General features: G+C 63.5%; 37 protein-coding genes and 2 tRNA genes. 26 read left to right on the top strand and 13 right to left on the bottom strand.

Annotated elements, in window-relative coordinates; all coding sequences use genetic code 11:
* Positions 1-378: 378 nt before the first annotated feature.
* From ACFR99_RS15660 to ACFR99_RS15680, 5 genes are all read right to left on the bottom strand, one after another.
* A complete protein-coding gene (locus tag ACFR99_RS15660) occupies positions 379-1038 on the bottom strand; it encodes an HAD family hydrolase (protein ID WP_390289141.1) in 660 nt (219 codons plus the stop codon).
* A 54-nt stretch (positions 1039-1092) separates the two neighbouring features.
* On the bottom strand, positions 1093-2424 hold the full coding sequence (locus ACFR99_RS15665) for a cation:proton antiporter (RefSeq protein WP_390289144.1): 1332 nt from the start codon (positions 2422-2424) through the stop codon (positions 1093-1095).
* Between the two features lie 34 nt (positions 2425-2458).
* Complete coding sequence (locus tag ACFR99_RS15670; protein WP_390289147.1) at positions 2459-2953, bottom strand: cation:proton antiporter regulatory subunit; 495 nt, start codon at positions 2951-2953, stop codon at positions 2459-2461.
* Between the two features lie 79 nt (positions 2954-3032).
* Positions 3033-3401, bottom strand: coding sequence for a methylglyoxal synthase (locus ACFR99_RS15675; RefSeq protein ID WP_390289150.1), 369 nt, complete (start codon positions 3399-3401; stop codon positions 3033-3035).
* Positions 3402-3515: 114 nt separating this feature from the next.
* A complete protein-coding gene (locus ACFR99_RS15680) occupies positions 3516-4217 on the bottom strand; it encodes an SDR family NAD(P)-dependent oxidoreductase (protein WP_390289153.1) in 702 nt (233 codons plus the stop codon).
* 186 nt (positions 4218-4403) lie between these two features.
* On the opposite strand from ACFR99_RS15680, the gene ACFR99_RS15685 reads away from it, so the two are divergent.
* Positions 4404-4823, top strand: a complete 420-nt coding sequence (locus tag ACFR99_RS15685; RefSeq protein ID WP_390289156.1) for a VOC family protein — start codon at positions 4404-4406, stop codon at positions 4821-4823.
* A 38-nt stretch (positions 4824-4861) separates the two neighbouring features.
* Here the strand turns inward: ACFR99_RS15685 and ACFR99_RS15690 are convergent, their stop codons facing one another.
* A complete protein-coding gene (locus ACFR99_RS15690) occupies positions 4862-5122 on the bottom strand; it encodes a hypothetical protein (protein ID WP_390289159.1) in 261 nt (86 codons plus the stop codon).
* A 161-nt stretch (positions 5123-5283) separates the two neighbouring features.
* Between ACFR99_RS15690 and pyrF the strand changes: the two genes are divergently transcribed.
* Positions 5284-6138 carry an orotidine-5'-phosphate decarboxylase gene (gene pyrF / locus ACFR99_RS15695; protein WP_390289162.1) on the top strand — a complete coding sequence of 285 codons (855 nt, stop codon included), beginning with the start codon at positions 5284-5286 and terminating at the stop codon, positions 6136-6138.
* A 63-nt stretch (positions 6139-6201) separates the two neighbouring features.
* On the opposite strand, the gene ACFR99_RS15700 is transcribed toward pyrF, so the two are convergent.
* Positions 6202-6378, bottom strand: coding sequence for a hypothetical protein (locus ACFR99_RS15700; protein WP_390289165.1), 177 nt, complete (start codon positions 6376-6378; stop codon positions 6202-6204).
* A 187-nt stretch (positions 6379-6565) separates the two neighbouring features.
* Between ACFR99_RS15700 and ACFR99_RS15705 the strand changes: the two genes are divergently transcribed.
* The 5 genes from ACFR99_RS15705 (at position 6566) to ACFR99_RS15725 (ending at position 12137) form a co-directional block, all read left to right on the top strand.
* Complete coding sequence (locus tag ACFR99_RS15705) at positions 6566-8167, top strand: GTPBP1 family GTP-binding protein (protein WP_390289168.1); 1602 nt, start codon at positions 6566-6568, stop codon at positions 8165-8167.
* A 231-nt stretch (positions 8168-8398) separates the two neighbouring features.
* Positions 8399-9094, top strand: coding sequence for a TMEM165/GDT1 family protein (locus tag ACFR99_RS15710; protein ID WP_390289171.1), 696 nt, complete (start codon positions 8399-8401; stop codon positions 9092-9094).
* 110 nt (positions 9095-9204) lie between these two features.
* Complete coding sequence (gene proC / locus ACFR99_RS15715) at positions 9205-9981, top strand: pyrroline-5-carboxylate reductase (protein WP_390289175.1); 777 nt, start codon at positions 9205-9207, stop codon at positions 9979-9981.
* The gene (gene proB, locus ACFR99_RS15720; RefSeq protein ID WP_390289178.1) at positions 9974-10807 is read left to right on the top strand and encodes a glutamate 5-kinase; all 834 of its coding nucleotides are present in this window, start codon (positions 9974-9976) and stop codon (positions 10805-10807) included. Before proC ends, proB begins: the two co-directional genes overlap by 8 nt.
* Positions 10800-12137: a glutamate-5-semialdehyde dehydrogenase gene (locus ACFR99_RS15725; RefSeq protein WP_390289181.1), complete on the top strand. Its 1338-nt coding sequence runs from the start codon at positions 10800-10802 to the stop codon at positions 12135-12137. Before proB ends, ACFR99_RS15725 begins: the two co-directional genes overlap by 8 nt.
* 127 nt (positions 12138-12264) lie before the next feature.
* Here the strand turns inward: ACFR99_RS15725 and mch are convergent, their stop codons facing one another.
* From mch to ACFR99_RS15745, 4 genes are all read right to left on the bottom strand, one after another.
* On the bottom strand, positions 12265-13197 hold the full coding sequence (mch, locus tag ACFR99_RS15730; protein WP_390289183.1) for a methenyltetrahydromethanopterin cyclohydrolase: 933 nt from the start codon (positions 13195-13197) through the stop codon (positions 12265-12267).
* Between the two features lie 85 nt (positions 13198-13282).
* Positions 13283-13492 carry a heavy-metal-associated domain-containing protein gene (locus ACFR99_RS15735; protein ID WP_390289186.1) on the bottom strand — a complete coding sequence of 70 codons (210 nt, stop codon included), beginning with the start codon at positions 13490-13492 and terminating at the stop codon, positions 13283-13285.
* A gap of 85 nt (positions 13493-13577) precedes the next feature.
* Positions 13578-13892 (bottom strand): MTH1187 family thiamine-binding protein, encoded by a 315-nt coding sequence (locus ACFR99_RS15740; RefSeq protein ID WP_390289189.1) that lies wholly within the window; start codon positions 13890-13892, stop codon positions 13578-13580.
* 96 nt (positions 13893-13988) lie between these two features.
* Positions 13989-14342 (bottom strand): HalOD1 output domain-containing protein, encoded by a 354-nt coding sequence (locus ACFR99_RS15745; RefSeq protein WP_390289192.1) that lies wholly within the window; start codon positions 14340-14342, stop codon positions 13989-13991.
* 236 nt (positions 14343-14578) lie between these two features.
* Here ACFR99_RS15745 and ACFR99_RS15750 point away from each other — a divergent pair, with 236 nt between their 5' ends.
* Positions 14579-14989 (top strand): DUF4112 domain-containing protein, encoded by a 411-nt coding sequence (locus tag ACFR99_RS15750; protein WP_390289194.1) that lies wholly within the window; start codon positions 14579-14581, stop codon positions 14987-14989.
* A gap of 226 nt (positions 14990-15215) precedes the next feature.
* On the opposite strand, the gene ACFR99_RS15755 is transcribed toward ACFR99_RS15750, so the two are convergent.
* A tRNA-Gly gene (locus tag ACFR99_RS15755) sits at positions 15216-15286 on the bottom strand.
* Positions 15287-15637: 351 nt separating this feature from the next.
* Positions 15638-15708 (bottom strand) — tRNA-Gly (locus tag ACFR99_RS15760).
* 303 nt (positions 15709-16011) lie between these two features.
* Here ACFR99_RS15760 and ACFR99_RS15765 point away from each other — a divergent pair.
* Genes ACFR99_RS15765 through ACFR99_RS15850 form a run of 18 tightly spaced genes read left to right on the top strand, consistent with a single transcriptional unit; the run spans position 16012 to position 25638 of the window.
* Complete coding sequence (locus tag ACFR99_RS15765; RefSeq protein ID WP_390289197.1) at positions 16012-16887, top strand: putative RNA uridine N3 methyltransferase; 876 nt, start codon at positions 16012-16014, stop codon at positions 16885-16887.
* A 4-nt stretch (positions 16888-16891) separates the two neighbouring features.
* Positions 16892-17911, top strand: a complete 1020-nt coding sequence (locus tag ACFR99_RS15770; protein ID WP_390289200.1) for a 50S ribosomal protein L3 — start codon at positions 16892-16894, stop codon at positions 17909-17911.
* A 3-nt stretch (positions 17912-17914) separates the two neighbouring features.
* On the top strand, positions 17915-18667 hold the full coding sequence (gene rpl4p / locus ACFR99_RS15775) for a 50S ribosomal protein L4 (RefSeq protein ID WP_390289203.1): 753 nt from the start codon (positions 17915-17917) through the stop codon (positions 18665-18667).
* On the top strand, positions 18664-18918 hold the full coding sequence (locus ACFR99_RS15780; protein WP_390289206.1) for a 50S ribosomal protein L23: 255 nt from the start codon (positions 18664-18666) through the stop codon (positions 18916-18918). Before rpl4p ends, ACFR99_RS15780 begins: the two co-directional genes overlap by 4 nt.
* Before the next feature lie 2 nt (positions 18919-18920).
* A complete protein-coding gene (locus ACFR99_RS15785; RefSeq protein WP_390289209.1) occupies positions 18921-19643 on the top strand; it encodes a 50S ribosomal protein L2 in 723 nt (240 codons plus the stop codon).
* Positions 19640-20062, top strand: coding sequence for a 30S ribosomal protein S19 (locus tag ACFR99_RS15790; RefSeq protein WP_390289212.1), 423 nt, complete (start codon positions 19640-19642; stop codon positions 20060-20062). Before ACFR99_RS15785 ends, ACFR99_RS15790 begins: the two co-directional genes overlap by 4 nt.
* A 7-nt stretch (positions 20063-20069) precedes the next feature.
* Positions 20070-20549, top strand: coding sequence for a 50S ribosomal protein L22 (locus ACFR99_RS15795; protein WP_008011503.1), 480 nt, complete (start codon positions 20070-20072; stop codon positions 20547-20549).
* Entirely contained in the window at positions 20549-21487 is a 939-nt protein-coding gene (locus tag ACFR99_RS15800) for a 30S ribosomal protein S3 (RefSeq protein ID WP_390289215.1), read from the top strand. Before ACFR99_RS15795 ends, ACFR99_RS15800 begins: the two co-directional genes overlap by 1 nt.
* Complete coding sequence (rpmC, locus tag ACFR99_RS15805; protein ID WP_390289218.1) at positions 21487-21702, top strand: 50S ribosomal protein L29; 216 nt, start codon at positions 21487-21489, stop codon at positions 21700-21702. Before ACFR99_RS15800 ends, rpmC begins: the two co-directional genes overlap by 1 nt.
* 10 nt (positions 21703-21712) lie before the next feature.
* On the top strand, positions 21713-22117 hold the full coding sequence (locus ACFR99_RS15810; RefSeq protein WP_390289221.1) for a ribonuclease P protein component 1: 405 nt from the start codon (positions 21713-21715) through the stop codon (positions 22115-22117).
* Complete coding sequence (locus tag ACFR99_RS15815) at positions 22108-22545, top strand: 30S ribosomal protein S17 (protein WP_390289224.1); 438 nt, start codon at positions 22108-22110, stop codon at positions 22543-22545. Before ACFR99_RS15810 ends, ACFR99_RS15815 begins: the two co-directional genes overlap by 10 nt.
* The gene (locus ACFR99_RS15820) at positions 22545-22943 is read left to right on the top strand and encodes a 50S ribosomal protein L14 (protein WP_008011513.1); all 399 of its coding nucleotides are present in this window, start codon (positions 22545-22547) and stop codon (positions 22941-22943) included. The genes ACFR99_RS15815 and ACFR99_RS15820 overlap by 1 nt, the downstream gene beginning before the upstream one ends.
* Positions 22944-22945: 2 nt before the next feature.
* Positions 22946-23302, top strand: a complete 357-nt coding sequence (rplX, locus tag ACFR99_RS15825) for a 50S ribosomal protein L24 (protein WP_390289227.1) — start codon at positions 22946-22948, stop codon at positions 23300-23302.
* A complete protein-coding gene (locus ACFR99_RS15830) occupies positions 23299-23997 on the top strand; it encodes a 30S ribosomal protein S4e (RefSeq protein ID WP_390289229.1) in 699 nt (232 codons plus the stop codon). Before rplX ends, ACFR99_RS15830 begins: the two co-directional genes overlap by 4 nt.
* Positions 23994-24533: a 50S ribosomal protein L5 gene (locus ACFR99_RS15835; RefSeq protein WP_390289232.1), complete on the top strand. Its 540-nt coding sequence runs from the start codon at positions 23994-23996 to the stop codon at positions 24531-24533. The genes ACFR99_RS15830 and ACFR99_RS15835 overlap by 4 nt, the downstream gene beginning before the upstream one ends.
* Positions 24526-24708 carry a 30S ribosomal protein S14 gene (locus ACFR99_RS15840; protein WP_390289235.1) on the top strand — a complete coding sequence of 61 codons (183 nt, stop codon included), beginning with the start codon at positions 24526-24528 and terminating at the stop codon, positions 24706-24708. Before ACFR99_RS15835 ends, ACFR99_RS15840 begins: the two co-directional genes overlap by 8 nt.
* Before the next feature lies 1 nt (position 24709).
* A complete protein-coding gene (locus ACFR99_RS15845) occupies positions 24710-25102 on the top strand; it encodes a 30S ribosomal protein S8 (RefSeq protein ID WP_008011522.1) in 393 nt (130 codons plus the stop codon).
* A gap of 2 nt (positions 25103-25104) precedes the next feature.
* Positions 25105-25638, top strand: a complete 534-nt coding sequence (locus tag ACFR99_RS15850) for a 50S ribosomal protein L6 (RefSeq protein WP_390289238.1) — start codon at positions 25105-25107, stop codon at positions 25636-25638.
* Position 25639 lies beyond the last annotated feature (1 nt).

Genomic DNA, 25639 nt, shown 5'->3' on the forward strand with positions numbered 1-25639 from the left:
CTGCGTTACGGTGAGTACTGGAGTGGGCGACCCTCTGGGAAACTCGTTTCGCCGCCTCCACTCATACTTCAACCCTCCACAGCCACCGCTCGAGCACTGGTTGTGTGGGGTTTTCTGCATTTCTGGCAGACACTCACTGGTTAGCGATGTCTCCGACACGTTCAGAGACTAAATCTGGTTAATACTGTCGGACAGATGTCAGTGCGAAGTCGATCGCGAAAACCCCCGTCTCCGACGGCGACGGCCGCGTCTAACCGATCGATCTTCAAATAGTTCTATCCGACAATATGAGCAATCAGGATCGCACAGTCGCCCGAAATCAGTACGCTCTCTACTATCGAAGGGAGATCTGCGCCAAGCCCGATCGGAGACTACCTCTCACTCGAGCCCCGCGACGAGGTCCGGAATCGCCGTTGCAATCTCGCTCTGTTCGACATGCGCAACAGCACGTGGATCCGGTTCAGGGCCGTCCTCGAGCAGTACCTGCACCGCGGCCAGTCCGGCCTCGGTCGCGCCCTGGATGTCGGCTTCGACCTCGTCGCCGACATAGACCGCCTCGGTGGGTGCGACATTCAGTTTGTCGGTGATCGCTTCGAACGCGCGAGGGTCCGGTTTCCCTGCCTCGAGTTCGCCCGTTACGAGCGCGGCATCGAAGGCCGTCTCCCAGCCCAGCGTCTCGAGCTTGTCCCGCTGGGCGCGGACGGGACCGTTCGTCAGAAGGCCGACCTGATAGTCGCCGCGCAGGTCGGCAAGCATGGCTTCGACGCCCGGCAGTGGCTCGAGGGCGTCGGCGATCGTCTTGCGGTATGCTGTCGCGACGGCGGCCGGGTCGGCGTCGCTGTCAGTATCCTCGAGTAGGTCGGCGAAGATTGGTTCGCGCGTCTCGGTGGTGAGGTTCCGGCGATGGGCCGCGAGATACGCCTCACGCGATAGCGACGGTGCACCGGTGGTGGTCGTGGCCTCTTCGAGGATGGTCGCCCGATCGCGCTTCGGAACAACGAGCGTGTAATCGAGATCGAAGACGACCGCCTGTGGCATAGCCATGAGAGGGGGCTCGAGCCGGTTGAAGCTTTCCGTTCTGCAGAATCGACGTTAATCGTCGCTCGTGCGGCCAGCCCGGTCGCGTCTCCGCTCGAGCAGCGAGAGGAAGACGGGTTCGATCCGGCTCGAGTACTGCATGAGTGACGTCCCGAGGATGCTCATGACGAGGACGTAGCCGACAGCGACGGCATAGATCGTCTCCGCGGTCTTGACGGGCAGTCCGCTGCCGGCACCCGAGAGTGCGAGACTCGCGATGATCAGTGAAAACTCGCCGCGGGTGGCCATACCGAGCCCGACGCGGAGTGACCGGCGTTCGTCGAGGTTGTAGATTCGACCGCCGAGATAACCGCTGACGAGTTTCGTCGGCGTCGTCACGAGAACGGCAGCAACGATGATCCCGACGACCGAGAGCGTGAACAGCCGTGGATCGGTGACGAGGCCGATCCAGAAGAAAAAGACCGCCGCAAAGGCGTCCCGGAGTGGCTCGAGCAACTGTTCGAGGTCGTGAACGTGGTCAGTTCCGGAGAATGTCATGCCGACGAAGAAAGCAGCAACAGCTTCACTGACACCTAACGCGAGTGCGGTGCCGGCGACGAGGATCGTGATGCCGAGCGCTCGAACGACGACGAATTCGTTGGTGTCGGCCTCGAGAAAGCGCTGGAAGAAGTCGGTTCCGTACGTAACGAGCGCGAGCAACGCAAGGATGACGGCGATCGCGATCACGATCTGGCCCGCTGCCGCACCGAGGTCGCCCCCGCCGAGGACGAGTGCGGAGGCGATCGCCAGATAGACGGCGATGAACAGGTCCTCGTAGACGAGCGTGCCGAGCATCGGCTCGGACTCGTTGTTCGCAATCCAGCCCAGGTCGATCAGCGACTTCGTGATGATCGCACTCGAGGAGATGTAGACGATGCCGGCGGTCAGAACGGCAGCGAGGATGTCTCCGAAGACGAGATAGCCGAGTAACAGCCCGATCCCGAAGTTGAGAGCGAGGTCTACTGTCCCCGCCTTACCGATCCGTTCCTTGCTCGCGAGCAGCCGGTCCAAATTGAACTCGAGGCCGAGGAAGAACAGCAGGAGGACGATCCCGAGCTCCGCGCCGACGACGATGAAGTCCGTTTCGCCGAGTGCGAGCCCGCCGAGTGCCGCCAGGAGATCGACGCCGGCAATCGTCAACGCGGGCACGACGACCGAGACGCCGCCGACGGCGATCTCGCTGCCGGCGAGCCCGGTGAGCTCACCGAGGACGTTCGATCCCAGCACTACCCCCGTGACGATGTATAACGGAATGACTGACTGGCCGATCCGATTCGCGACGACGCCGGCGAGCGCGACCGCAGTAAAGAGGAGCCCGACATCGACGAGTGCCGTCTCAGTTGCCACTAGTGGTCACCTCCGACGGAGACATCCGTTCAGATCACTCCTCGAACCCGTCCCCGAGCAGTGCTTCGAACTGTGTGCAGTCCTCGCGATCGCCGACGACGACTAACGTGTCGCCGACTTCGAGGACCGTCTCCGGCGTCGGCGGTGAGATCAGTTCGTCGCCGCGCTGGATGGCGACGATCGAGACGCCCGTTCGATCGCGGACATCCGCTTCAGCGAGGTTCTGGCCGGCGATTTCGGCCGATTCCGTAACAGTATACCACTCGAGATAAGTCTCGTCGGAGAGCATCGTCTCGACCGCCTCCGTCTGGACCGGCTGAAAGTATGCCCCCTCCAGAATCGTGCCGATCTTTCGGGCGAGCCGATCCGAGACTTCGAACAGCTTGTCACCGTCGGCGTCCGCGTTCGGTTTCAGGTACACCTCTCGTTTCCCCGTGTTGTGGGTCACGATGACGAGCCGGGAGTCGTCCTCGAGTTCGACCTCGAATTTCTTCCCGACACCGGGGAGGTCGCTCTCGTAGATGGTCATAACACAACGAGTGGACTGTGCGGCAATAAATGGCGTGACCCGTTCACTCGGTCGGACGTGGTCTTCCCCGGAGGCTATTCTACTCGGCCAACCCCTCGATGAGAAACGCCGCAGAGGCGAGATTCGTCGCCAGCGCCGTATCTCGCACGTCACAGATCCGCAACAGTGCCGAGATGTCGGGCTCGTGGGGCTGGGCTCGCAGCGGATCGCGAAGGAAGACGACGCCATCGAGGTCTCCCGCCGCGACTTCGGCACCGATCATCAGGTCGCCGCCGTGGGGGCCGGACTCCATGCGCTCGACCTCGAGGTCGGTTTCCTCGCGCAGCCGTTTTCCCGTCGTTCCCGTCGCGATCAGGTCGTACTCCCGAAGCTGTGACTCGTGGGTCTGTGCGAACTCGATGAGGTCCGGTTTCTTCCGGTCGTGGGCGATCAGCGCGATGCGTGTCATACCAGTCCGTCAACCCCGTGGAGAATAAACGAACCGCTGGTTCCAGCGAGAGACACTGGCTCGTTCGGATCGGTTCGAGCGGTCTTTCCCACCGGAGACGGACGTCCGTGGTGGTCAAAACTCCTCGACGTGCGGCCGCAGGTCGAGTTCGAGCGTCCATGCCGACCGATCCTGCGTGACGAGGTGCCAGTACGAGTCGGCGATCGCGTCCGGATCGAGGAATTCGTCTTCGTCGCGATTCGGCTGCGTCTCGCGGCCCTGCGACGACCCGATCTGGCCGTCGATCACGACGTGGGCGACGTGAATCCCCTCGGGACCGAGTTCGCGTGCCATCGATTCGGCCATCCCACGAGCGGCGAACTTGGCCGCACTGAAACCGAGCGCGCCGCCGCGACCGCGAATCGCCGAGGTCGCGCCGGTGAAGATGATCGTTCCACCATCGTCGGCGAGCATATCGTCGACGGCCTCCTGTGAACACAACAGACTTCCCTGTGCCGAGACGCGCAACGCCTGTTCGAACTCGTCCGGCGAGATGTCCTGGAGGCCCTTCCAGGAGCCGCCACTCGCGTGATTGACGAGGACGTCGACGGGGCCGAACGCGTCGCGAACCTCGCGAAACCCAGCCTCGACGGCCTCAGGGTCGGTGATGTCCGTCGAGATGGCAAGTGCGTCGTCACCGAGGTCGGCTGCGAGCGATTCGAGGAAATCCGTCGAGCGGGCGAACAACCCCACTTGACAGCCCTCGGTGATGAATTTCCTGGCAATCGATGCGCCGAGTCCAGGACCGACACCGGCGATGACAGCAGTTCGTGCCATGGCGTGGTCGACGGCGGCGCGGTACAAAACCGTGGCGTGCACCCCGAAACGGAACGTGGGGACGGCCACGGCAGCCACCGCTGCTCACGAGCAGTCGCGGGCGACTCCGAACCGCGTCAAGCGATGCGGGCGCGTGCCAGCGCGTAGACGAACGTTTTTCGTCAATGCAGCGTCGATCCACGACGCATGACCGAACTCAGCGCACACCACGTGGGTATCACCGTCACCGATCTCGAAGAAACGCTTGCGTTTTACCGGGACGTACTCGACCTGTCGCTCGCCGATCGGTTCAGCGTCGGCGGCGAGGCCTTTTCCGACGCCGTCGGGGTCGAGGGTGCGAGCGCCGACTTCGCCCATCTCGAGGCCGACGGCGTTCGAATCGAACTCGTCGAATACGATCCCGAAGCGCGGGGCTCGCCGGCTGCGGGGCTCAACCAGCCGGGTGCGAAACACGTCGGGCTCTCGGTCGACGATCTTGAAGCGTTCGCCGACGACCTCCCCGAGGACGTGCCGACGATCAGCGGCCCGCGGACGACCGAGAGCGGGACGACGATCATGTTCCTCCGGGATCCCGAGGGGAACCTCATCGAACTCCTCGAGGCCTGATACGGGCGAGAACACGCGTTTCGGTCGAGCCGGCCGCGTTACGGACTGCGGCAGGCCAGCGTCGACCGTACCTGTTCGACGTCGCCGTCACACTGCGAACAGCTGTGCTTTTCGGTAGCGATGTAGACGACGCGACACCGCGAGCAGTGAAAGAGATTGCCGACTGAATCCGAGACGGTGTTCCCCGGTTCGCGGTCACCCCGAGTCGTCTTCGTCTCGTCTCGTTCGCTCGTTAGCGCCGACTGGATTCGGTCGCGAAGACGATACGAGACTGTCGTCGCGGTCCGTCGGATTCTCATACAGTAGTCGACTGGGACACGAACGAAGTAGGTACTGTCTAATATATTTGGACATCGGCCGGGGCTGACACCACGTCCGCCGTTTCGGGCGGCCAGCGGTGCGCCCCATCGACCGGCCCGTGGATAGCAACCTTTTCGACCGTCCCGAGGTCAGTTCCGGCATGAACTTCTTCGACCGCTTGCACGACCGCATCCGAACGGTCGACAGCGTCGTCTCCGTCGGTCTCGATCCCGACCCGTCGCGCATTCCCGACCACCTCCAGGAACACGACCTCCCCCGATGGGCGTTCAATCGCCGCATCATCGATGCGACCCACGAACACGCCGCCGTCTACAAGCCTAACGCGGCCTTCTACGAGGACCCCGACGGCTGGCGCGCACTCGAGGAGACCATCGCCTACGCCCACGGCAAGAACGTGCCCGTCCTGCTGGACGCCAAGCGAGCCGACATCGGGAACACGACCCGGCAGTACGCCCAGATGCTCGAGAAAGTCGACGCGATCACTGTCAACCCCTACATGGGTCGGGACTCCCTGCAGCCGTTCCTGGCCGACGAGGAGTCCGGCGTCTTCGTCCTCTGTCGGACCTCGAATCCCGGTGGAGCCGACATTCAGGATCTCGAACTCGAGACGGGCGAGCCCGTCTACGAACGGGTCGCGGCGCTTGCGGACCTCTGGAACGAGAACGACAACGTCGGACTCGTCGTGGGTGCGACCCAGCCTGCGGAACTCGAGGAACTGCGCGAGCAGGTTCCCGACCTCCCCTTCCTCGTCCCCGGCATCGGGGCACAGGGTGGCGACGCCGAGGCGGCCGTCGAGTACGGGCTGGCAAACGGCGTCGGGCTCGTCAACTCCTCGCGCGGGATCATTTTTGCAGGCGAGGATAGCGAGGCGCGAAGCGCCTCGGACAGTCGAGCGGCGGAGCCGCGAGACGATGACGGTGAGGACTTCGCCAGTGCTAGCGGTCAGGCTGCAAAGCGCCTCAAAAAGCGGCTCAATCAGTACCGAGACCACTAAGCGTCGGTCCCGAGCCACCTCACCGAGACGGCCACGATCGACTGCTGTTGACTTGGTCGCCGCTCAAAAGCGGTTGATGTCCACGTCTTCGTGCTGTCCCGGTCGGGCCTGCGCGGCGCAGTCGGCACACAGCCCCAGTTCGTCGTCGTAGTGGATCTCACACGCGAGCGTCCCGCAGTTGGGACACCGCTTCTGGGCGGGGCGGGACTCACAGATCTGACAGAGACCGCTGACGCTCATGGCTCGTGATACGCACTCGAGCGGCTTGAAAGCGCCCCCGGCACGTTCGGCTGGCCATCGTTTCTGGCTCGCGGTGATCCGTCCCGACCGCTCCGGCAACCGTTGACCATCGGTTCGGTATCCCTACTGTGTCATACAGTGTCAATCCACGGGAAGGCTTTTGCCATGTGGCCCACTACCAGGGGATATGAGCCGTGACCGGGCTCTCCTCGAGCGAGCCCTGGACCGTGGCGAACAGGACGGTGGCAACGTCGAATTCAAGGAACGACTGTCACGAAACGTCCACCTCGAGGGTGGGCGACGGGAAAGCCTGGCAGCGCAACTCCGACATCGTCTCCTCTCTGGCGACGGCGAGGCGACGTACGTGGTCGGCGTCACTGACGACGGCGGCCTCGCTGGCATCGATCCCGACACCTTCTCCGAGACGATGGACGTCCTCTCGTTGCTGGCCGAAGAGGCCGACGCACACATCGAGGACGTCCAGACGTGGGGCATTAATGACGGGTTAGTCGGTGTCGCGCAGGTGCGGGAAGGTGGTGTCCTCGAGACGGACGACGAACACGTCGTCGTCGGGACGGCGGGCCACGTCGACCACGGAAAGAGTACGCTCGTCGGGTCGCTTGTGACGGGCAAAGCCGACGACGGTGATGGGGCGACGCGAGCGTTCCTCGACGTCCAGCCTCACGAGGTTGAGCGCGGCCTCTCGGCCGATCTGTCCTATGCGGTCTATGGCTTCGACGACGAGGGACCGGTCCGGGTGCGGAATCCGAATCGGAAGGCCGACCGCGCCGAAGTCGTCCAGGAAGCAGATCGGCTCGTGTCCTTCGTCGACACCGTCGGTCACGAACCGTGGCTCCGGACGACGATCCGCGGGCTCGTCGGTCAGAAACTCGACTACGGCCTGCTGGTCGTCGCCGCCGACGACGGCCCCACCCGCACCACACGGGAGCACCTCGGGGTGTTGCTCGCGACCGATCTCCCGACGATCGTCGCGATCACGAAGACCGACGTCGTCGACGAGGAGCGCGTCGGGGAAGTCGAACGCGAGGTCGAACGACTCCTCCGGGAGGTCGACAAGTCACCGCTACGGGTCAGCCGCCACGGCGTCGACGCCGCCGTCGAAGAGATCAGCGAGCGGGTCGTCCCCATTGTCGAGACCAGCGCGATCACGATGGACGGCCTCGAGACGCTCGATGAGCTATTCGACCGACTCCCCAAGACCGCTCAGGACACTGGCGAGTTCCGGATGTACGTCGACCGGAGCTACTCGGTGACCGGTGTCGGTGCGGTCGCTTCCGGCACCGTGATGGCCGGCGAGGTCGAGGCTGGCGACGAACTCCTGATCGGTCCCATGTCGGACGGCCGCTTTCAGGAGGTCGAGGTTCGCTCGATCGAGATGCACTACCACCGGGTCGACCAGGCACAGGCGGGCCGGATCGTCGGCATCGCGTTGAAGGGGATCAAAGAAACCGCTATCGAGCGCGGCATGGTCCTGTTGCCCCGGGATGCCGATCCCGACCCCGTCCGGGAGTTCGAAGCCGAGGTCATGGTGCTCAACCATCCGACCCGCATCGGCGAAGGTTACGAACCCGTCGTTCATCTCGAGACGATCGGCGAAGCCGCCGTCTTCTCCCCGGAGAACGGCCGCCTGCTGCCGGGCGATACGGGAGTGACCACTGTCGAGTTCAAGTTCCGCCCGTATCTCGTCGAGGAAGGCCAGAAGTTCGTCTTCCGTGAGGGTCGCAGCAAGGGCGTCGGCACGGTCACTGACGTCACCCCGATGGAGTGACCGACAGTATCGAGTGTGGTCGCCGACCCTGTGCGATCGCGTCGATCGCTCTGGATTTTGCTCCGTAAATCGTATACATTAGACGAGGCTAAAGCATAACATGACTGGCGGCAGCAGCGATATTGTGTATCATCCATCATTTCGGCTGTTCGATCACGTGGGTGATCGAACAGCGATCGCTCGGTCCGTCCGACAGTGTGAACGACTGCGCGCTCTCGCTGTGCTCGAGGCATGACCGGCTGGCTCGAGATCCTCGTCGTCGCGTTCGTCCTCCAGCTGTCGGTGCTTCCCGGCGAGAAGGTCCAGTTCATCATTGCAGGCCTCTCGACACAGTACGACCCGCGAATCGTCGTCGCCGCTGCAGGGAGTGCCTTCGCCGGGTGGACGGCCCTCGAGATCCTCTTCGGTGGGGCGATCAGGGGCGTCCTGCCGACCGTCTACCTCGACGCGATCACGGCGGGGCTGTTCCTGCTCTTTGCGGGGCTGCTCCTCTGGTCGATGCCCGAGACGAGCCACCGGCCGACCGCGACCAACGGCGGTGCGGCGACGGCCGAGGCGATCGACGTCTCGGTCTTCGGGTACGATATTCCGCCGTATCTCCGCGGGTTCGTCCCGATCTTCGCGTTGATGGCCGTCGGGGAGTTCGGCGACAAGACCCAGCTGGTCACGATCGGGCTCGCCGTCCAGTACGGCGCTCACCCCGCCATCTGGGTCGGTGAAATGCTGGCGATCATTCCCGTGAGTGCGATCAACGCCTACTTCTTCCACCGGTTCTCGCATCGCTTTGATGCCAGGCTGGCTCACTTCGCCGGCGCGGCGCTGTTTCTCTTCTTCGGGTTCGACACGATATTGCAAATCCTGACCGGGTTCTCGGTCTGGGAGACGATCGTCGACGGGATCGCGACCGTGATTCTCGGACTCGTCTGAGACTGCGTGCTTGTGTCCTGGTGCTGGCATTCAGCCACGGCGTGACTCGCACCGCCGCCCGATCGAAACCAAAGTTGGTATGTCCGTCTCGGTTCGTCACCCTAGACAAGATGGTACAGACGAGCGTTATCGGTTGTGGCAACATGGGGAGCGCCCTGATCAAGGGGCTCCATCGGTCGGGAAATCACACGGTGACTGCGTGTGACCTCGATCCCGACGCACTCGAGGCGGTCGCCGACTACGTCGACACCACGACGTCCGACGTGGCCGACGCGACCGATGCCGACGTCGTTATCGTCGCGGTGAAGCCGGATATCGTCGGCGCGGTCCTGAGCGATCTCGATCTCTCGCCGGAGCAGACACTGGTCTCTATCGCTGCAGGTGTCTCCACCGACTACGTCGAGGCTCGAACCGACGCGAACGTCGTCCGGATCATGCCGAACCTCGCTGCCGAGACCGGGGACATGGCTGCGGCAGTTACCGGCGACGACGTCCCCGACGAGGTGCTGGAACTGCTCGACGACGTCGGTGAATACGCTGAGGTCGACGAAACCCAGATGGACATTGCGACCGCCGTCAACGGCAGCGGCCCCGCCTTCGTCTTCTATCTCATCCAGGCGATGAAAGCGGCTGGCATCGAGGGCGGCCTCGACGCCGACGACGCCGAGACGCTGGCCGCCCAGACGTTCAAGGGCGCTGCCGAGACGGTCCTCCGGTCGGACGAGGACCTCGACGACCTGATCGACGCCGTCTGTTCGCCCAACGGGACGACCATCGAGGGGATGGAGGTTCTCTGGGAGAGCGACGTCCAGGAAGAGGTCGCTGCAGCAGTCACCGCAGCCGAAGAACGCTCTGCGGAACTCGCCGGGGAGGTCACCGATGAGTAAGGGACTCGAGGAAGCGACCGTCGACGAGGCACGACAGCTCGCGGCCGACGCCGATCGCGTGATCGTCAAGGCCGGGACGAACTCCCTGACCGACGACGACTCAAACCTCGACGACGAAAAACTCGACAAACTCGTCGACGACCTCGAGGACCTCCTCTCGCGGGACAAGGAGGTCATCCTCGTTTCGTCGGGCTCGATCGGGGCCGGAACGGGCCGGATCGAACAGTCAAGCGGGACCGTCGAGGAGTCCCAGGCGCTGTCGACTGTCGGCCAGAGCCTCCTCATGCACCGCTACACCGAGAGCTTCGACCGCTACGACCGGAAGGTCGCCCAGCTCCTTCTGACTCAGCACGACCTCGAGAACCCGGAGCGCTTTACGAACCTTCGGAACACGATCGAGACGCTGTTGGACTGGGGTGTCGTTCCGATCATCAACGAGAACGACGCGGTCGCGACCGAGGAGATCCGCATCGGCGACAACGACATGCTCTCGGCGGCGACGACGATGGGCGTTGACGCCGATCTGCTCGTCACGCTGACCGACGTCGGCGGCGTCTACACCGGCAACCCGAAACACGACGACGACGCCGAGCGGATCGAGGCCGTCGGGGCCAACTACGACCAGGTCCAGGAGATCATCTCCGAGACCACCTCCGACGGGTTCGGCGGCATTCAGACGAAAGTCGAGGGCGCACGCGACGTCAGCGAACACGGTATCCCGGCTGTCATCGCGAAGTCGACCGAGCCTGACGTGCTCGAGAAGATCGCTACTGCCAAACCCGTGGGGACCATATTCGTCCCCATCAACGGTGTGAGCGATGACTGAAACAGATATCGAACGTGACGTGGAGGAGGCACAGACCGCGGCCCTAGAGCTCGCGAAACTCTCCGACGAGGACCGCAGCGCGGCACTCCACGCGATCGCCGACGCGCTCGAGGCCCGAACTGACGAGATCCTCGCGGAAAACGAGACAGACGTCACCGAGGGCGAGCGGCTGCTCGAAGAAGGCGAGTACACGCAGGCACTGGTCGATCGGCTCAAGCTCTCCGAATCGAAGATCGAAGACATCGCCGAGATGGTCCGCAGCGTCGCTGGCCAGGACGACCCGCTGGGCAAGACGCTGTCAGCCCGGGAACTCGACGAGGACCTCGAACTGTACAAGGTCGCCGTCCCGATCGGTGTCGTCGGTACGGTCTTCGAGTCCCGACCCGACGCGCTCGTCCAGATCGCCGCGCTCGGCCTGAAATCGGGCAACGCGGTGATCCTGAAAGGCGGCAGCGAGGCACTGCATTCGAATCGCATCCTCTTCGAGATCATCGAGGAGGCCGCGGCCGACGCCGGCATCCCCGACGGCTGGGCCCAGCACATCGAGGCCCGCGAGGACGTCGACGCCTTGCTCGAGATGGACGACGCGATCGATCTGCTCATGCCCCGTGGGAGCTCTGCGTTCGTCAGCTACATCCAGGACAACACGAGCATCCCCGTGCTCGGCCACACGGAAGGGATCTGTCACGTCTACGTTGACGACGAAGCCGACCTTTCGATGGCTGAAGACATCGCCTACGACGCCAAGGTCCAGTACCCAGCAGTCTGTAACGCCGTCGAGACGCTGCTGGTCCACACGGACGTCGCCGACGAGTTCCTGCCCGCGATCGCCGACCGCTACGAGACCGCCGGCGTCGAGATGCGCGGCGACGAGGTCACCCGCGAGATCGTCGACGTCGAGGCCGCGACCGATGACGACTGGGACACCGAGTACGGCGACCTCATCGTCTCGATCAAAGTCGTCGATTCGCTCGAAGCCGCGATCGACCATATCACGGTCCACAGCTCCAAACACACCGAGTCGATCGTGACTGAGGACGCAGACCGCGCGAGCACTTTCATGCGCAGCCTCGATTCGGCGAGCGTCTTCCACAACGCCTCGACGCGCTTCGCCGACGGCTACCGCTACGGGCTCGGGGCCGAGGTTGGCATCAGCACGGGCAAGATCCACGCCCGCGGCCCCGTTGGCCTCGAGGGACTGACGACCTACAAGTACCACCTCGAGGGCGACGGCCAGCTCGTCGCTACCTACGCCGGCGAGGACGCGAAGCCGTTCACTCACGAGGAGTTCGACGGCGAGTGGACGCCGGGCCGGCTCTCCGACAACTAGCGACGCTCCGTTTTCGTCTCGATCCTCCCTTCTCGATTCACCCTGTTTCTTGTCTCGCCCGCGTGGGCGCGGTACAGAGCCTATGATCGTACCAAATAATCGGCTCTGTTATCTGGCCTCGAGCCCCTCAGAGATCGAAGGAGTCGACGAGGAGCTCCTCGTCCGTCTCGCCGTAGACGTACGTCGGGCCGCCGATCACGTCGATCGTCACGGTCGCGGGCGCGAAGAGATCCGAGGGCACTTCCTCAAACTCCCAGTCGAGGTCGTCGAAGACCTCGCCAAACGGGCGGCCGTGATCCTCGGCGGCGGTCGACGGTACCGAGTCGAAGAAATCGGCGTCCTCCCGGACGGTGAGGTGGGCGCGTCCGCCGTAGGCGATCGCGTCGTTCGTCCGCGCGATGGCCGTCCGCTCGTCGCCCGCGACAGGTGCGACCGGGGCGCGGCCGGTCGCCGAGACGATGTCGAGGGGATCGTACCCCAACTCGGCGAGTCGGAAGGTGGCGAGTTCGGCGGTCCGAGCGGCGTTCGTGATGCTGCCGACGAGGCTGGCGGTTCGATACGCGAGCAAGAAGACGCTACTCGTCTCGACTTCGGCGAGGTCGGCGACCTGTTCGGCTGCGGCTTCGGTCGGCTCCTCCTCGGTCTCGACGGCCAGCGCCGTCAGATCGAAGGCGTCGGTGTAGCCGACGCGGCGGAACTCCTCTTCTTCGGCCACGAGTGCTCGTGCGGGGCCACTACCCAGCCCCTCGAAGTCCTCGGTGGTCAGCTCCCAGCCGGCCTTCTGGGAACACAACAGCGAGAGCGCGGGCTGGTCGGTCGACAACTCGACGTAGGGAATCGATGCGTCGCCGAGTTTTCCCAGTTCGTAGCTCGGCGTCGCCATCCCGGCCGTCTGGATTTCGGTCAACAGCAGTCCGGCCTCGATCCCGCCGTCGAATTCGAGCCCGAAGTCGAGTACCGTCGCGTCGTTCGCGAGGTCGTAGCCGCCGATGTTCAGCTCCTCGGCGTAGTCGAGGGCCTCGTCGACCAGCTCGATCGCCATTCGATTGAGACTTTCCATGTGACGGGATTCAGCCTCCGTGGTAAAACCGTTTGTCAGTTCGTATCCGCTCGGCGGCTGACGAGCGGCGCTCTATCTCGGCTTGCTACTCGTCGACGCTGTATCCTGCATCCTCGATCATCTTCGCCAGCGACGCCGCGTCGACCGTCGACGCGTCGTGTTCGACCCGTATCTCGTCGCGTTCGTGATCCGCGCGGGCAGCAGCGACTCTCTCGAAGGACTCGAGGGCAGTCGTCACGGTTCGTTCGCCATCGATATCGGACAACTCTCTGACCGTAAGCGTCGTTCGGTCCATACCCGACCCAGTCGCTCCGCGGGATCGTGTGTTGAGCCTGCCACTCCAAGCACCCACCGACGTGAGTCACTCGGTCAACGGTGGGTCACGTCTCGCGACTTCGGGCCGGCCGACCGAGCTGATCTTCGACGACGTCGACCTTCTCGGAGGCGTCGATATCCCGCGTCCGCTTGTCGTCGATCTTCAGAACGGTACTCACGCGGTCGGCGTCGACTGCGTCGTGGGCCGCCTGTGCGGCCGCGAAGAGTTCGTCCGTCGTCTCGGCTTCGATCACCGTCCCCATCGGGTTCGTCTCGTAGGTGACATCGTAGTCCTCGAGTGCATCGACCGCCTTCGCGACCTCGCCGGCCATACTGTCTTCGATCACCGGTGCAACACTCAGGAGCGCGACTACCGTCATACGAACTGCTGACGGGCGGCGGCGACCTAAAGCCGTCCCTCCGGTGCCGTCGATCCGAACGGACTCGGTGGCCACACTGTGGCGCGGAAAAAACGATCAGTTCCTGGTCGGCGTCCGGGGCGTCTCAGCGGGTGGGTAGATGATCACGTCGCCGTTCGCGTAGACGTACACCTCGTGTTCGAGCGCGGTGAACGCGACGTGGCCGCCCGTCCGGTCGGTGCCGTCGGCTTTCGTGGCGAAGATGCGCTCGAGCGCGTCCGGATCGACGCTATCGTACAGGGAGAACTCCCCCTGCGAGACGTCGGTGTCCGCGATCGACGCCAGCGCGTGGACGATCGTCGTGGTGATCGTCGCCGTCCCCTCGGTGTCGTGGTGGAAGACGTAGCGGTCGTTGGGCTGGTCGTACTGGAGGTCCGTCGTGCCGTCTGCAGGTGAGAAGTCCGTCTGCATTGCTAGATCTGATCGTTCAATCGTTCACCGTTTAGTACCCTCTCATAGTATAAAAGTCACTCGCAGCCAGTAACGGCACTCAAATGTGAAATACACTCAGATACGAATACGTTCTTTGAACTGTGGCGGTCTCCGTTCCGGGCCCACCCGAGAGCCGACGTGGAGTCGACGGACGACTCTCGCTCGCTTGCCACGGCCACCCCCGACTTTATCGACGGGGAGAGCCAACCGACGGTATGGCATCCGACTCAGTCGCCGCCTTCAAGACAGACCTCGAGGCACTCGAGGACGACCTCCCTGCTACGGTCGACGACGGCGCGATCGAGCGTATGCGCCTCGTCGCGCACACACTCGACGAGGGAATTCGAGTCCCAGGCACGGATTTTAGAGTCGGGCTCGACCCGATCGTCGGGATCCTCCCGGGAGCTGGCGACACCGCAGCCGCGGCCGTCTCGCTGTATCTCATCGTCGAAGCCGCGCGCATGGGCGTCTCCAACTCGACGCTGCTTCGCATGCTTGCAAACGTCGGCGTCGACACCGTCATCGGCTCCATCCCCGTTCTCGGCGTCGTCTTCGACGCCTTCTGGAAGGCGAACACGTGGAATCTCAAGCTGGCGCTCGAGGACCTCGCTGCGGAACACGACTAGTCAGAACGCGGTTCCGAACCAGTCACGATCGAGTACTCGTCCCGCGTGTTTGCAACGTGCTCGTGCAGTCTCGAGTGGGGAAGATACAGAGCGATACGGTGGCTGGGATTTGAACCACGTCCAGACGTGCTCGTTTCACTGCGCGCGCCTGGCCTTATTCAAATCCAGAACGGTTTTCGCTGAACGGACGACTCGCTGCGCTCGTCGCCGTTGTTTCAGTGAAAAGTGCGCTGGCTGGGATTTGAACCCAGGTTGTGACCATGGCAAGGTCACGTGATACCACTACACTACCAGCGCCCTCGACTGGCATCGGTCAGCCAGTTCGTCTCGAGTGCAAGTAGACAATTGTGCCATCCCTATTTATAACTGACGAACATCGAAAGCGGACGTTCGCTAACAACTCAATCTCGTGGTCTCGTGAGAGTCGGTTGGTGGTGGCTCGAGATCACTATCACATAGTGGACGAACGTACTGTCGAACGAAGTAATCACGATAACTCGCAGGAGAGACTGCAGCAATACGTGCTGGCCGGGATTTGAACCACGTTCAGACGTGCTCGTTTCACTGCGCGTCTAGCCTTTCAAATCCAGGACGATTTTCGCTGAACGGACGACTCGCTGCGCTCGTCGTCGTTGTTTCAGCGAAAAGTGCGCTGGCTGGGATTTGAACCCAGGTTGTGACCATGGCAAGGTCACGTGATACCACTACACTACCAGCGCCCTGCTGCACTCATACCTACTGCCGGATAGATGTATAAGGGTTGCGAATCGGCCCGCCTTCGGCATGCCGAAGCATGCCGATTTTCGACCCCACCAGCAGCCACAGCCTCCCCCAGTGCAAGCAATATCGTCCGCATTTACGAGTGGTGTCTGCGACCAGTTGCCGAACGTGAGTGTGTGCCCGTTCGGCACGAATTCGGGGGTGTGAGCGGTTGTCAGCCGGGATCGAATCCGCTATTCTTTTAAGACCCTCTCCGCAATACATCGCTACAGTCTAGTGACGCGGCGCCGAAGCGTTTCGGCATGACCATCAGCGTACTCGTCCCGTCGTCACTCACCCGGGAAGCCGAAGACAAACGCGAGGCAACTCGCAAAGTTGGATACGTCGCCCGCGCGGCGACGATCTTCCGGGCCGATCGCCTCATCGTCTATCCCGACCGGGAGGGCGAAACGGGGCGATTCGACGGCGGGTTCGTCACAACCGTCTTACGGTACGCCGCAACGCCACCCTACCTCCGCAACGAGGTCTGGGGGATGCGGGACGAACTGGAGTACGCTGGTGTCTTGCCGCCGCTCCGCGCGGTGTCACAGACCGGCTCCGAATCGAACGGTTCGGGGTCGTCAAGACAAGGGATCGTGACCGAGGTCGGACCTGAAGGGCGCGTCCGGGTCAATTGCGGACTGCAACACCCGATCTCCCTCAATACGCCTCCTGATATGGAGGTCGAGGAGGGAGAGCGCGTGACCGTCAGGATCTCTTCGCGACGACCGGTCCGGGCGAAGCTCGTCGACGAGCCCCTTCCGGGGCTCTCAGTCGAGCAGACGGACCTTTCGGCAGCACTCGGCCGTGAGGACGCCGGCGTCTGTATCGCAGCCTCCCGATTCGGTGAAGAACTCACCGTGGGACGGCTCGAGACGCTGGCCGGACGCGTCGAGGGCGACGGGATGACCGTCGCCTTTGGGGCGCCCGAGCGAGGGTTGCCGGATATCCTCGGAATCGAGGCATCCGCCGTCGGGGCTGTCCAGGAGACAGCCACGGACGGGGATGACGGAGTCGAACCCACTGCCGATCCGGGGTTCGACCTCTGGCTAAACACGGTTCCGAACCAGGGAAGCGAGGTGGTGCGAACGGAGGAAGCTCTGTTCGCTACCCTCGCTCCCCTCTCACTCAGAGAGTGATAGAATGCCACAAGCAAATAGACCACGCAAAGGCTCACTCGGGTTCGGCCCACGAAAGCGTGCGACCAGCGAGGTCCCACGTTTCAACTCGTGGCCGGACGACGACGGACAGCCGACGCTTCAGGGTTTCGCGGGCTACAAGGCCGGCATGACTCACGTCGTCATGGTCGACGATAAAGCGAATTCGCCGACCGAAGGGATGGAACAGACCGTCCCTGTGACGATCGTGGAGACGCCGCCAATGCGCGCCGTGTCCCTGCGAGCGTACGAAGACACGCCGTACGGTATGAAGCCGCTAACTGAGGTCTGGACCGACGAGTTCGCTCCCGAACTCGATCGCGTGCTGGACCTTCCCGGTGACGACTACGACGCCGACGCTGCCACGGACGAGCTCCGTGGCCTCCACGAGGAGGGTCGCGTCGACGACGTCCGCGTCATCACCCACACGGTACCGTCGGAGGTTCCCTCGGTACCCAAGAAGAAACCGGACGTGATGGAAACGCGCGTCGGCGGCGGCTCCGTCGACGAACGCGTCGACTTCGCCCTCGAGCTGCTCGAGGACGGCGGTGAACACGTCATGAACGACGTGTTCCGCGCCGGCGAGTATGTCGACGCAAGCGGCGTCACGAAAGGGAAAGGGACCCAGGGTCCCGTCAAGCGATGGGGCGTCCAGAAACGCAAGGGCAAACACGCTCGGCAGGGCTGGCGTCGCCGCATCGGCAACCTCGGCCCCTGGAACCCGTCCCGCGTCCGCTCGACGGTCCCCCAGCAGGGCCAGACCGGCTACCACCAGCGGACGGAACTGAACAAGCGCCTCGTCGACATCGGCAACGGTGCCGACGCGACGGTCGACGGCGGCTTCGTCAACTACGGCGAAGTCGACGGACCACATGCGCTGATCAAGGGCTCGCTGCCCGGGCCACAGAAGCGCCTCGTGCGCTTCCGCCCGGCGATCCGACCCGGAGACCAGCCGCGCCTCGATCCCGAGGTGCGCTACGTCTCCACCGCATCCAACCAGGGATAACACATGGACGCAACAGTACGAGACCTGGACGGCTCCGAGGCGGGCACGGTCGAGCTCCCGGCGGTCTTCGAGACCACGTACCGCCCGGACTTGATCGGCCGCGCCGTGCGTGCCGCACAGGCCAACCGAAAACAGGACTACGGCGCCGACGAGTTCGCCGGCCTTCGAACGCCGGCCGAATCGTTCGGCAGCGGCCGAGGTATGGCCCACGTCCCACGACAGGAGGGTCGCGGTCGACGCGTTCCCCAGACCATCAAGGGACGCAAGGCCCACCCGCCGAAAACCGAGAAGGACTGGACTGAATCGATCAACACGAAAGAGAAGAAACTGGCCGTCCGCAGCGCCATCGCTGCGACGACCGACGCTGAACTCGTCGCCGAGCGTGGCCACGAGTTCGACGACGACGCCGAGATTCCGGTCGTCGTCTCCGACGAGTTCGAGGACCTTCAGAAGACGAAAGAGGTCGTCGAATTCCTCGAGGCTGCCGGCCTCGCGGACGACATCGAACGCGCCGACGAGGGTCGCAGCGTCCGCTCCGGTCAGGGGAAAGCCCGTGGCCGCAAGTACAAGACGCCGACGTCGATCCTCTTCGTCACCTCGAGCGAGACCGGTCCGTCGCGTGCCGCCCGCAACCTTGCGGGTGCCGACGTGACGACCGCCGCCGAGGTCAACGCGGAGGATCTCGCGCCCGGCGCACAGCCCGGACGGCTAACCGTCTGGACCGAGAGCGCACTCGAGGAGGTGGCTGACCGATGAGCTCGATCATCGAACACCCGCTCGTGACCGAGAAGGCGATGGACGACATGGACTTCGAGAACAAGCTCCAGTTCATCGTCAACCCGGACGCGACCAAGCCCGAAATCCGGGACGAGGTCGAGGAGCGCTTCGAGATCTCGGTTGAGAACATCAACACGCAGGTAACGATGAACGGCAAAAAGAAAGCGGTCGTCCGCCTCTCCGAGGACGACGACGCACAGGAAGTCGCTTCGCGAATCGGGGTGTTCTGAGCATGGGACGACGCATTCAAGGACAACGACGCGGTCGCGGGACCTCCACGTTCCGTGCCCCGTCGCACCGATACAAGGCGAAGCTCGACCACAAGAAAGAGGAAGACGACGACATCGTGCGCGGGACGGTCGTGGACATCGAACACGACCCGGCCCGATCCGCACCGATCGCCGCCGTCGAGTTCGAAGACGGCGATCAGCGACTGATCCTCGCGCCCGAGGGTATCACCGTCGGCGAGGAGCTGCAGGTCGGCGTTTCCGCGGAGATCAAGCCCGGCAACACGCTCCCGCTCGCGGAGATTCCAGAAGGGGTGCCGGTCTGTAACGTTGAAGCCAACCCAGGCGACGGCGGTCGATTCGCCCGCGCCTCGGGGACCAACGCAGACCTGATTACCCACGACCGCAACGCCGCGGTCATCCAGCTTCCGAGCGGCGAGGTCAAACGCCTCGATCCGCAGTGTCGTGCCACGATCGGCGTCGTCGCCGGCGGTGGCCGTACGGAGAAGCCGATGGTCAAGGCAGGGAACAAGTACCACAAGATGAAGGCCCGGGGCACCAAGTGGCCTCGCGTCCGTGGTGTTGCGATGAACGCCGTCGACCACCCGTTCGGTGGCGGTGGCCGCCAGCACCCCGGCAAACCCAAGTCCGTCTCGCGGGACGCCCCGCCGGGACGGAAGGTCGGTGACATCTCGTCCCGACGCACCGGTCGAGGTGGCAACAAATGAGTCAGGAGTACCGAACCGGCCGTGAAGGTGAGTTCACCTACCGCGGCTACACGGTCGAGGAGCTGCAGGACATGGAGCTCGACGAGGTCGTGGAACTGCTGCCCGCACGACAGCGGCGAAGTATTCAGCGTGGCCTCTCCGTCGAGAAGCAGAAGCTGCTCGAGGAGGCCCGCAACGCGGACGAAGAAGAGACAGCGAACGCGCCGATCCGAACGCACCTGCGGGATATGCCGATCCTGCCGGAGTTCGTTGGCCTGACCTTCGAGGTCTACAACGGCCAGTCGTTCGAGCGCGTACGCGTCGAACCAGAAATGATCGGCCACTACCTCGGCGAGTTCCGGCTCACCCGGACCTCCGTCGAGCACGGTCAGGCCGGTATCGGCGCGACCCGATCGTCGAAGTTCGTCCCACTGAAGTGATCCACGCATGGGAATCAACTACTCAGTCGACGCCGATCCCGACACCACGGCGAAAGCCATGCTTCGGGAGCGGCAGATGAGCCACAAGCACAGCAAGGAGGTCGCCCGCGAGATCAAAGGCCGCACCGTCGCGGATGCGCAGGCGTACCTCCAGGACGTCATCGACGAAGTACAGTCGGTTCCGTTCAAGTCCCACAACGCTGGCGCGGGTCACCGCTCCGACGTCGACGGCTGGGACGCCGGCAAATATCCCGAGAAGGTCTCGGGCGAATTCCTCGACCTGCTCGAGAACGTCGAAGCCAACGCCGACAGTCAGGGTTTCGACGGCGCGTCCATGGAGATCGTCCACGTCGCCGCCCACAAGGTCGGCGAATCCGTGGGCCGCAAGCCCCGCGCGATGGGGCGGGCGTCCTCCTGGAACACGCCGCAGGTCGACGTCGAGATCGTCGTCGAAGAAGTCGACGAGGACGAAGAAGGTGATAGCTAATGGCTGACGAACACCAATTCATCGAGAACGGCCTCCAGCGGTCCCAGATCGACGAGTTCTTCCAGGAAGAACTCGGCCGCGCAGGCTACGGTGGTATGGACGTCGCCAAGACGCCGATGGGAACCCAGATCGTCCTCAAGGCCGAAAAGCCCGGGATGGTCATCGGCAAAGGCGGCGAGAACATCCGGAAGGTCACGACGGCCCTCGAGGAGAAGTTCAACCTCGAGGACCCCCAGATCGACGTTCAGGAGGTCGAAGAACCCGATCTCAACGCACGGATCGTCGCGGACCGACTGGCCAACGCACTCGAGCGTGGCTGGTACTTCCGGAAGGCCGGTCACACGACGATCGACCGGATCATGGAAGCCGGTGCACTCGGCGCAGAGATCGTCCTCTCCGGGAAGGTCACCGGTGCGCGATCGCGCGTCGAGAAGTTCAACCGCGGCTACATCAAGCACAACGGCGAGCCCGCCGAAGAGGTCGTCGACCACGGTCAGGGCGTTGCGGTGATGAAGCTCGGCACCATCGGTGTCGACGTCAAGATCATCCCGCCGGGAGCCGAACTCCCCGACGACTTCGAAGTCAACGAGGACATGGATCCCGAAGAGCTCGTCCCCGACGCCGTCGAGGCCAACGAGGCCGAGGGTGTCGAGGAACTCCTCGAGGGCGAACCCGAAGAAGCCGAGGCCGCCGAAGCCGAGGCCGAGACGCCGGCTGCGGAGGCCGACGAGGAAGCACTCGACGAGGACGTCGTCGAGGAAGTCATCGAAGAAGAGGTCGAGGCTGACGCCGACGAGGAGTTCGAAGAGGTCGAGGTCCCCGGCGGCGACGAAGAAGTCGAGGAAGAACTCGAGGAACTCGAGGAAGACGTCGAAGCGGAAGCGGAAGAACTCGTCTCCGAGATGGAAGACGAGGATGACGAGGGAGGTGACGCCTGATGGCGATCCTTCACGTCGCAGAAATCCGTGACATGACGCCCGCCGAACGGGCAGAAGAACTCGACGAACTCGAGACGGAACTGCTGAACCAGAAGTCCGTCCTCGCAGCCGGTGGTGCCCCGGAGAACCCGGGCCGCATCGGCGAGTTGAGTCGCACCATCGCACGGATCAAGACGATCCAGCGCGAGGAAGGCGATCTCGAAGACGAAGAATAACACACTACCAATGGCACTGACACCCGAGACCCTGCCGCGACACGAACTCAACGGGCTGCCCGTCCGCGTCGTCGAGAGCGACGACGCCTCGCGGGTTGGCCTCGAGGGTCGCGTCGTCATCGAGACGACCAACACCCTCTCGATAGAAGTTCGAACGGACGGCGAGTCGCGGGTGGTGATGGTGCCAAAGTCGGGCTCGACGTTCGAGTTCGCGATCACAGATGACGCCGCCGACTTCGCGAAGGAGTCGGGGACTGCGTCCAAACTGGCCGATACTCAACCTGCTGGGGTGGAGCAATCCACGCCGGTGGACGGCGCTGGCGAGGATGTAGCCTACGTTACGGTCGATGGATCGCGGCTGCTCTCACGACCCGCCCGACGCACGGAAACGAATGGTGACTCACCATGGCAATAGGACTAGACGTTGAAACCCCTCCGGAACCAGAAAACCCGGAGGAATACGACTACGAGAAGTGTCCGTTCTACGGCGACCTTGCCGTTCGAGGCCAGATCCTCGAAGGCACCGTCGTCTCGACGGACATGGACAAGACTGTAGTCGTCGAGCGAGAGTACGACGTGGCGGTTCCGAAATACGACCGCCAGATGAAACGTCGCTCGCGCATCCCGGCTCACGTGCCGGGCGTGCTCGAGCCGCTCTCGGTCGGTGACACGGTCAAGATCGCAGAGACCCGACCACTGTCGAAGACCAAATCGCACGTGGTTGTCGAAGTAACCGAAGAAGCGACTGCGGCAGACGTCGCGGAGCTGACGGGCCAGGCCGAGCCTGAGCCCGAGCTCTCGGCGGAAGATCTCGCCGCGGCCGAAGATGAGGGTGATCAGTGATGGAGGCAATGAAAGCCGACGTCACCCAGGGCCTGAAGAAGGGCTCGCTGGTCACGTGTGCCGACAACACCGGCGCGCGTGAACTCAAGGTCATCAGCGTCTCGGGCTACCACGGCACCAAGAGCCGCCAGCCGAAGGCGGGAATCGGTGACAAAGTGACCGTCTCGGTCACGAAGGGTACCCCCGAGATGCGCCGCCAGGTCCTCGAGGCCGTCATCGTCCGCCAGCGGAAGTCGATCCGCCGGCCCGACGGCACCCGACTCAAGTTCGAGGACAACGCGGCGGTCATCATCGACGAGAACGAAGAGCCCCGCGGCACGGAGATCAAGGGGCCGATCGCCCGCGAAGTCGCAGAACGCTTCGGAGCAATCGCCAGCACGGCGACGATGATCGTATAGATATGACTGAACAACCACACAAACAGCGAACGCAGACGCGAAACGCGCCGCTGCACAAGCGACAGAAGCAGCTGCACGCGACGCTGTCCGACGAGCTTCGCGAGGAATACGACACTCGACGCACCCGCGTCAACGCGGGCGACACTGTCGAGGTCATGCGTGGCGACCACGCCGGCGAGGAAGGCGAGGTTCTCCGCGCGATCCTCGAGGACGGGACGATCCACGTCGAGGACGTCACCATCGAGACGGCCGACGGCGAAGAAGTTCCCCGGCCGCTCGACCCGTCGAACGTCCGCATCACGGAGCTCGACCTCGAAGACGAGCGTCGCGAGGCGCGACTCGAAGGTGATAACGAATGACGAAACACCAGAAGCGACTATCGGTACCGAAGTCCTGGCCGGTCGAGCGAAAGACCGAGACCTTCACCGTGAAGGCCGGTGCCGGCCCGCACGGCCAAGACGGCGTGCCGCTCGTCGTCCTCCTGCGGGACGTGCTCGGCTACGTGGACTCGCGCAAGGAAGCCCGATACGCCCTTTCGGAGGATGCGATCCTCGTCAACGGGGACGCGATCAACGACGAACAGCGCCCGATCGGCATGTTCGACATCGTCGCGTTCCCCGCACGCGAGGAGTACTACCGCGTCTTCCCCGACGAAGGCGGTCGACTCGCACTGACCGAGATCGACGAGGACGCAGCCCAGAGCCGTCTCGGCAAGATCGAGGGCAAACAGCAGGTTCCCGGCGGTCAGACGCAGCTGACGCTGCACGACGGGACGAACGTCCTCGTCGAAGACGACGAGTACAACGCCCGCGACTCGATCGTCATCGACAACGACGACAAGTCGATCGTCGCCCACTTCCCCTACGAAGAGGGCGCGCTCGTGACGGCCGTTCGTGGCAACCACGGCGGGAAGATCGGCGAAGTCGACGCAATCGACATCACGCCCGGCAGTGGCTCGAACACCGTCGGCGTCTCGACGGACGATGGCGGCTTCGAAACGATCGAAGAGTACGTCGTCGTCATCGACGAGAACTTCACGGGTGATGATGAATGAGCGAAGCTGACGCAGGCGAATTCCACGAGATGCGCGAACCGCGCGTCGAGAAGGTCGTCGTCCACATGGGCGTCGGCCAGGGTGGTCGCGAACTCGGCAAGGCCGAGGACATCATCGAGGAGATCACGGAGCAAGAAAGCGTCCGCACGCAGGCAAAGCGGACCGAACCCGACTTCGGCATCCGTCAGGGCGATCCGATCGGCACGAAGGTTACCCTTCGTGGCGACGACGCCTCCGACTTCCTCGAGAAAGCGCTGCCGCTCGCGGACATCTCCGCGACGCAGTTCGACGACACCGGCAACTTCAGTTTCGGTGTCGAGGAACACACCGACTTCCCGAGCCAGGAGTACGACCCGAACGTCGGGATCTACGGGCTGGACGTCACCGTCAACCTGGTGCGTCCGGGCTACCGCATCGCCAAGCGCGACAAGGCCACCCGCTCGATCCCCTCGAGCCACCGACTGACCCACGAGGACGCCATCGCGTTCCTCGAGGCGAACTTCGACGTCAGCGTGGAGGGCCCAGACGATGAGTGAAAGCGAAACAGAAAACGACCACACGGGCGAGCACGCCGCAAAGCGGACGGGACAGATCGAGTCCTGTCAGCGCTGTGGCCGCGAGCAGGGACTGGTCGGCAAGTACGACATCAACCTGTGCCGACAGTGCTTCCGCGAGATCGCCCGCGACATGGGATTCAAGAAGTATCGATAACATGACTGGAAACGATCCACTCAGCAACGCGCTCTCGGGACTCGACAACGCCGAGAGTGTGGGTCATCTCACCCACGAGGTAACGCCCGCCTCGAACGAGATCGGCAGCGTACTCGAGGTCTTCTACGACCGCGGGTACATCGACGGCTTCGAGTACGTCGATGACGGCAAAGCCGGTCAGTTCGAGGTCGAACTGAAAGGAGCGATCAACGAGTGCGGCCCCATCAAGCCCCGCTATGCCGTTGGCGCTGAAGACTTCGAGAAGTGGGAGAAGCGCTATCTCCCCGCTCGAGACTTCGGTGCGCTCGTCGTCACGACGAGCAGTGGCATCATGAGCCACTACGAGGCACGCGAGAAGGGTATTGGGGGCCAGGTGATCGCATACGTCTACTAACCATGCGAGTCGAACTGGAAATCCCCGAAAACGTAACCGTCGAGGTCGATCGATTCGACGTGACCGTCGAAGGTCCCGAAGGCAGCGTTTCGCGCCGCCTCTGGTACCCTGACGTGACCGTCGAAGCCGACGACGACCAGGTGGTCATCGAAAGCGACGCCGAGGACGCGAAGACGAACTCGACCGTCGGCACCTTCGAGAGCCACATCAGCAACGCTTTCCACGGCGTGACCGAGGGCTGGGAGTACGAGATGGAAGTCTTCTACTCTCACTTCCCAATGCAGGTCCGCGTTGAAGGCGAGGACGTCGTCATCGAGAACTTCCTCGGCGAAAAGGCACCGCGACGTACGACTATCCACGGTGAGACCGAAGTCACCGTCGACGACGAGCAACTCGTCCTGTCCGGCCCCGACAAGGAAGACGTCGGACAGACGGCGGCCGACATCGAGCAGCTGACGAAAGTCAGCGGCAAGGACACCCGTGTCTTCCAGGACGGGGTCTACATCACCAACAAACCCGCCAAAGGAGGTGTCTGAT

This window comes from Haloarchaeobius amylolyticus, assembly GCF_042678045.1.
Lineage (GTDB): Archaea > Halobacteriota > Halobacteria > Halobacteriales > Natrialbaceae > Natrinema > Natrinema amylolyticus_A.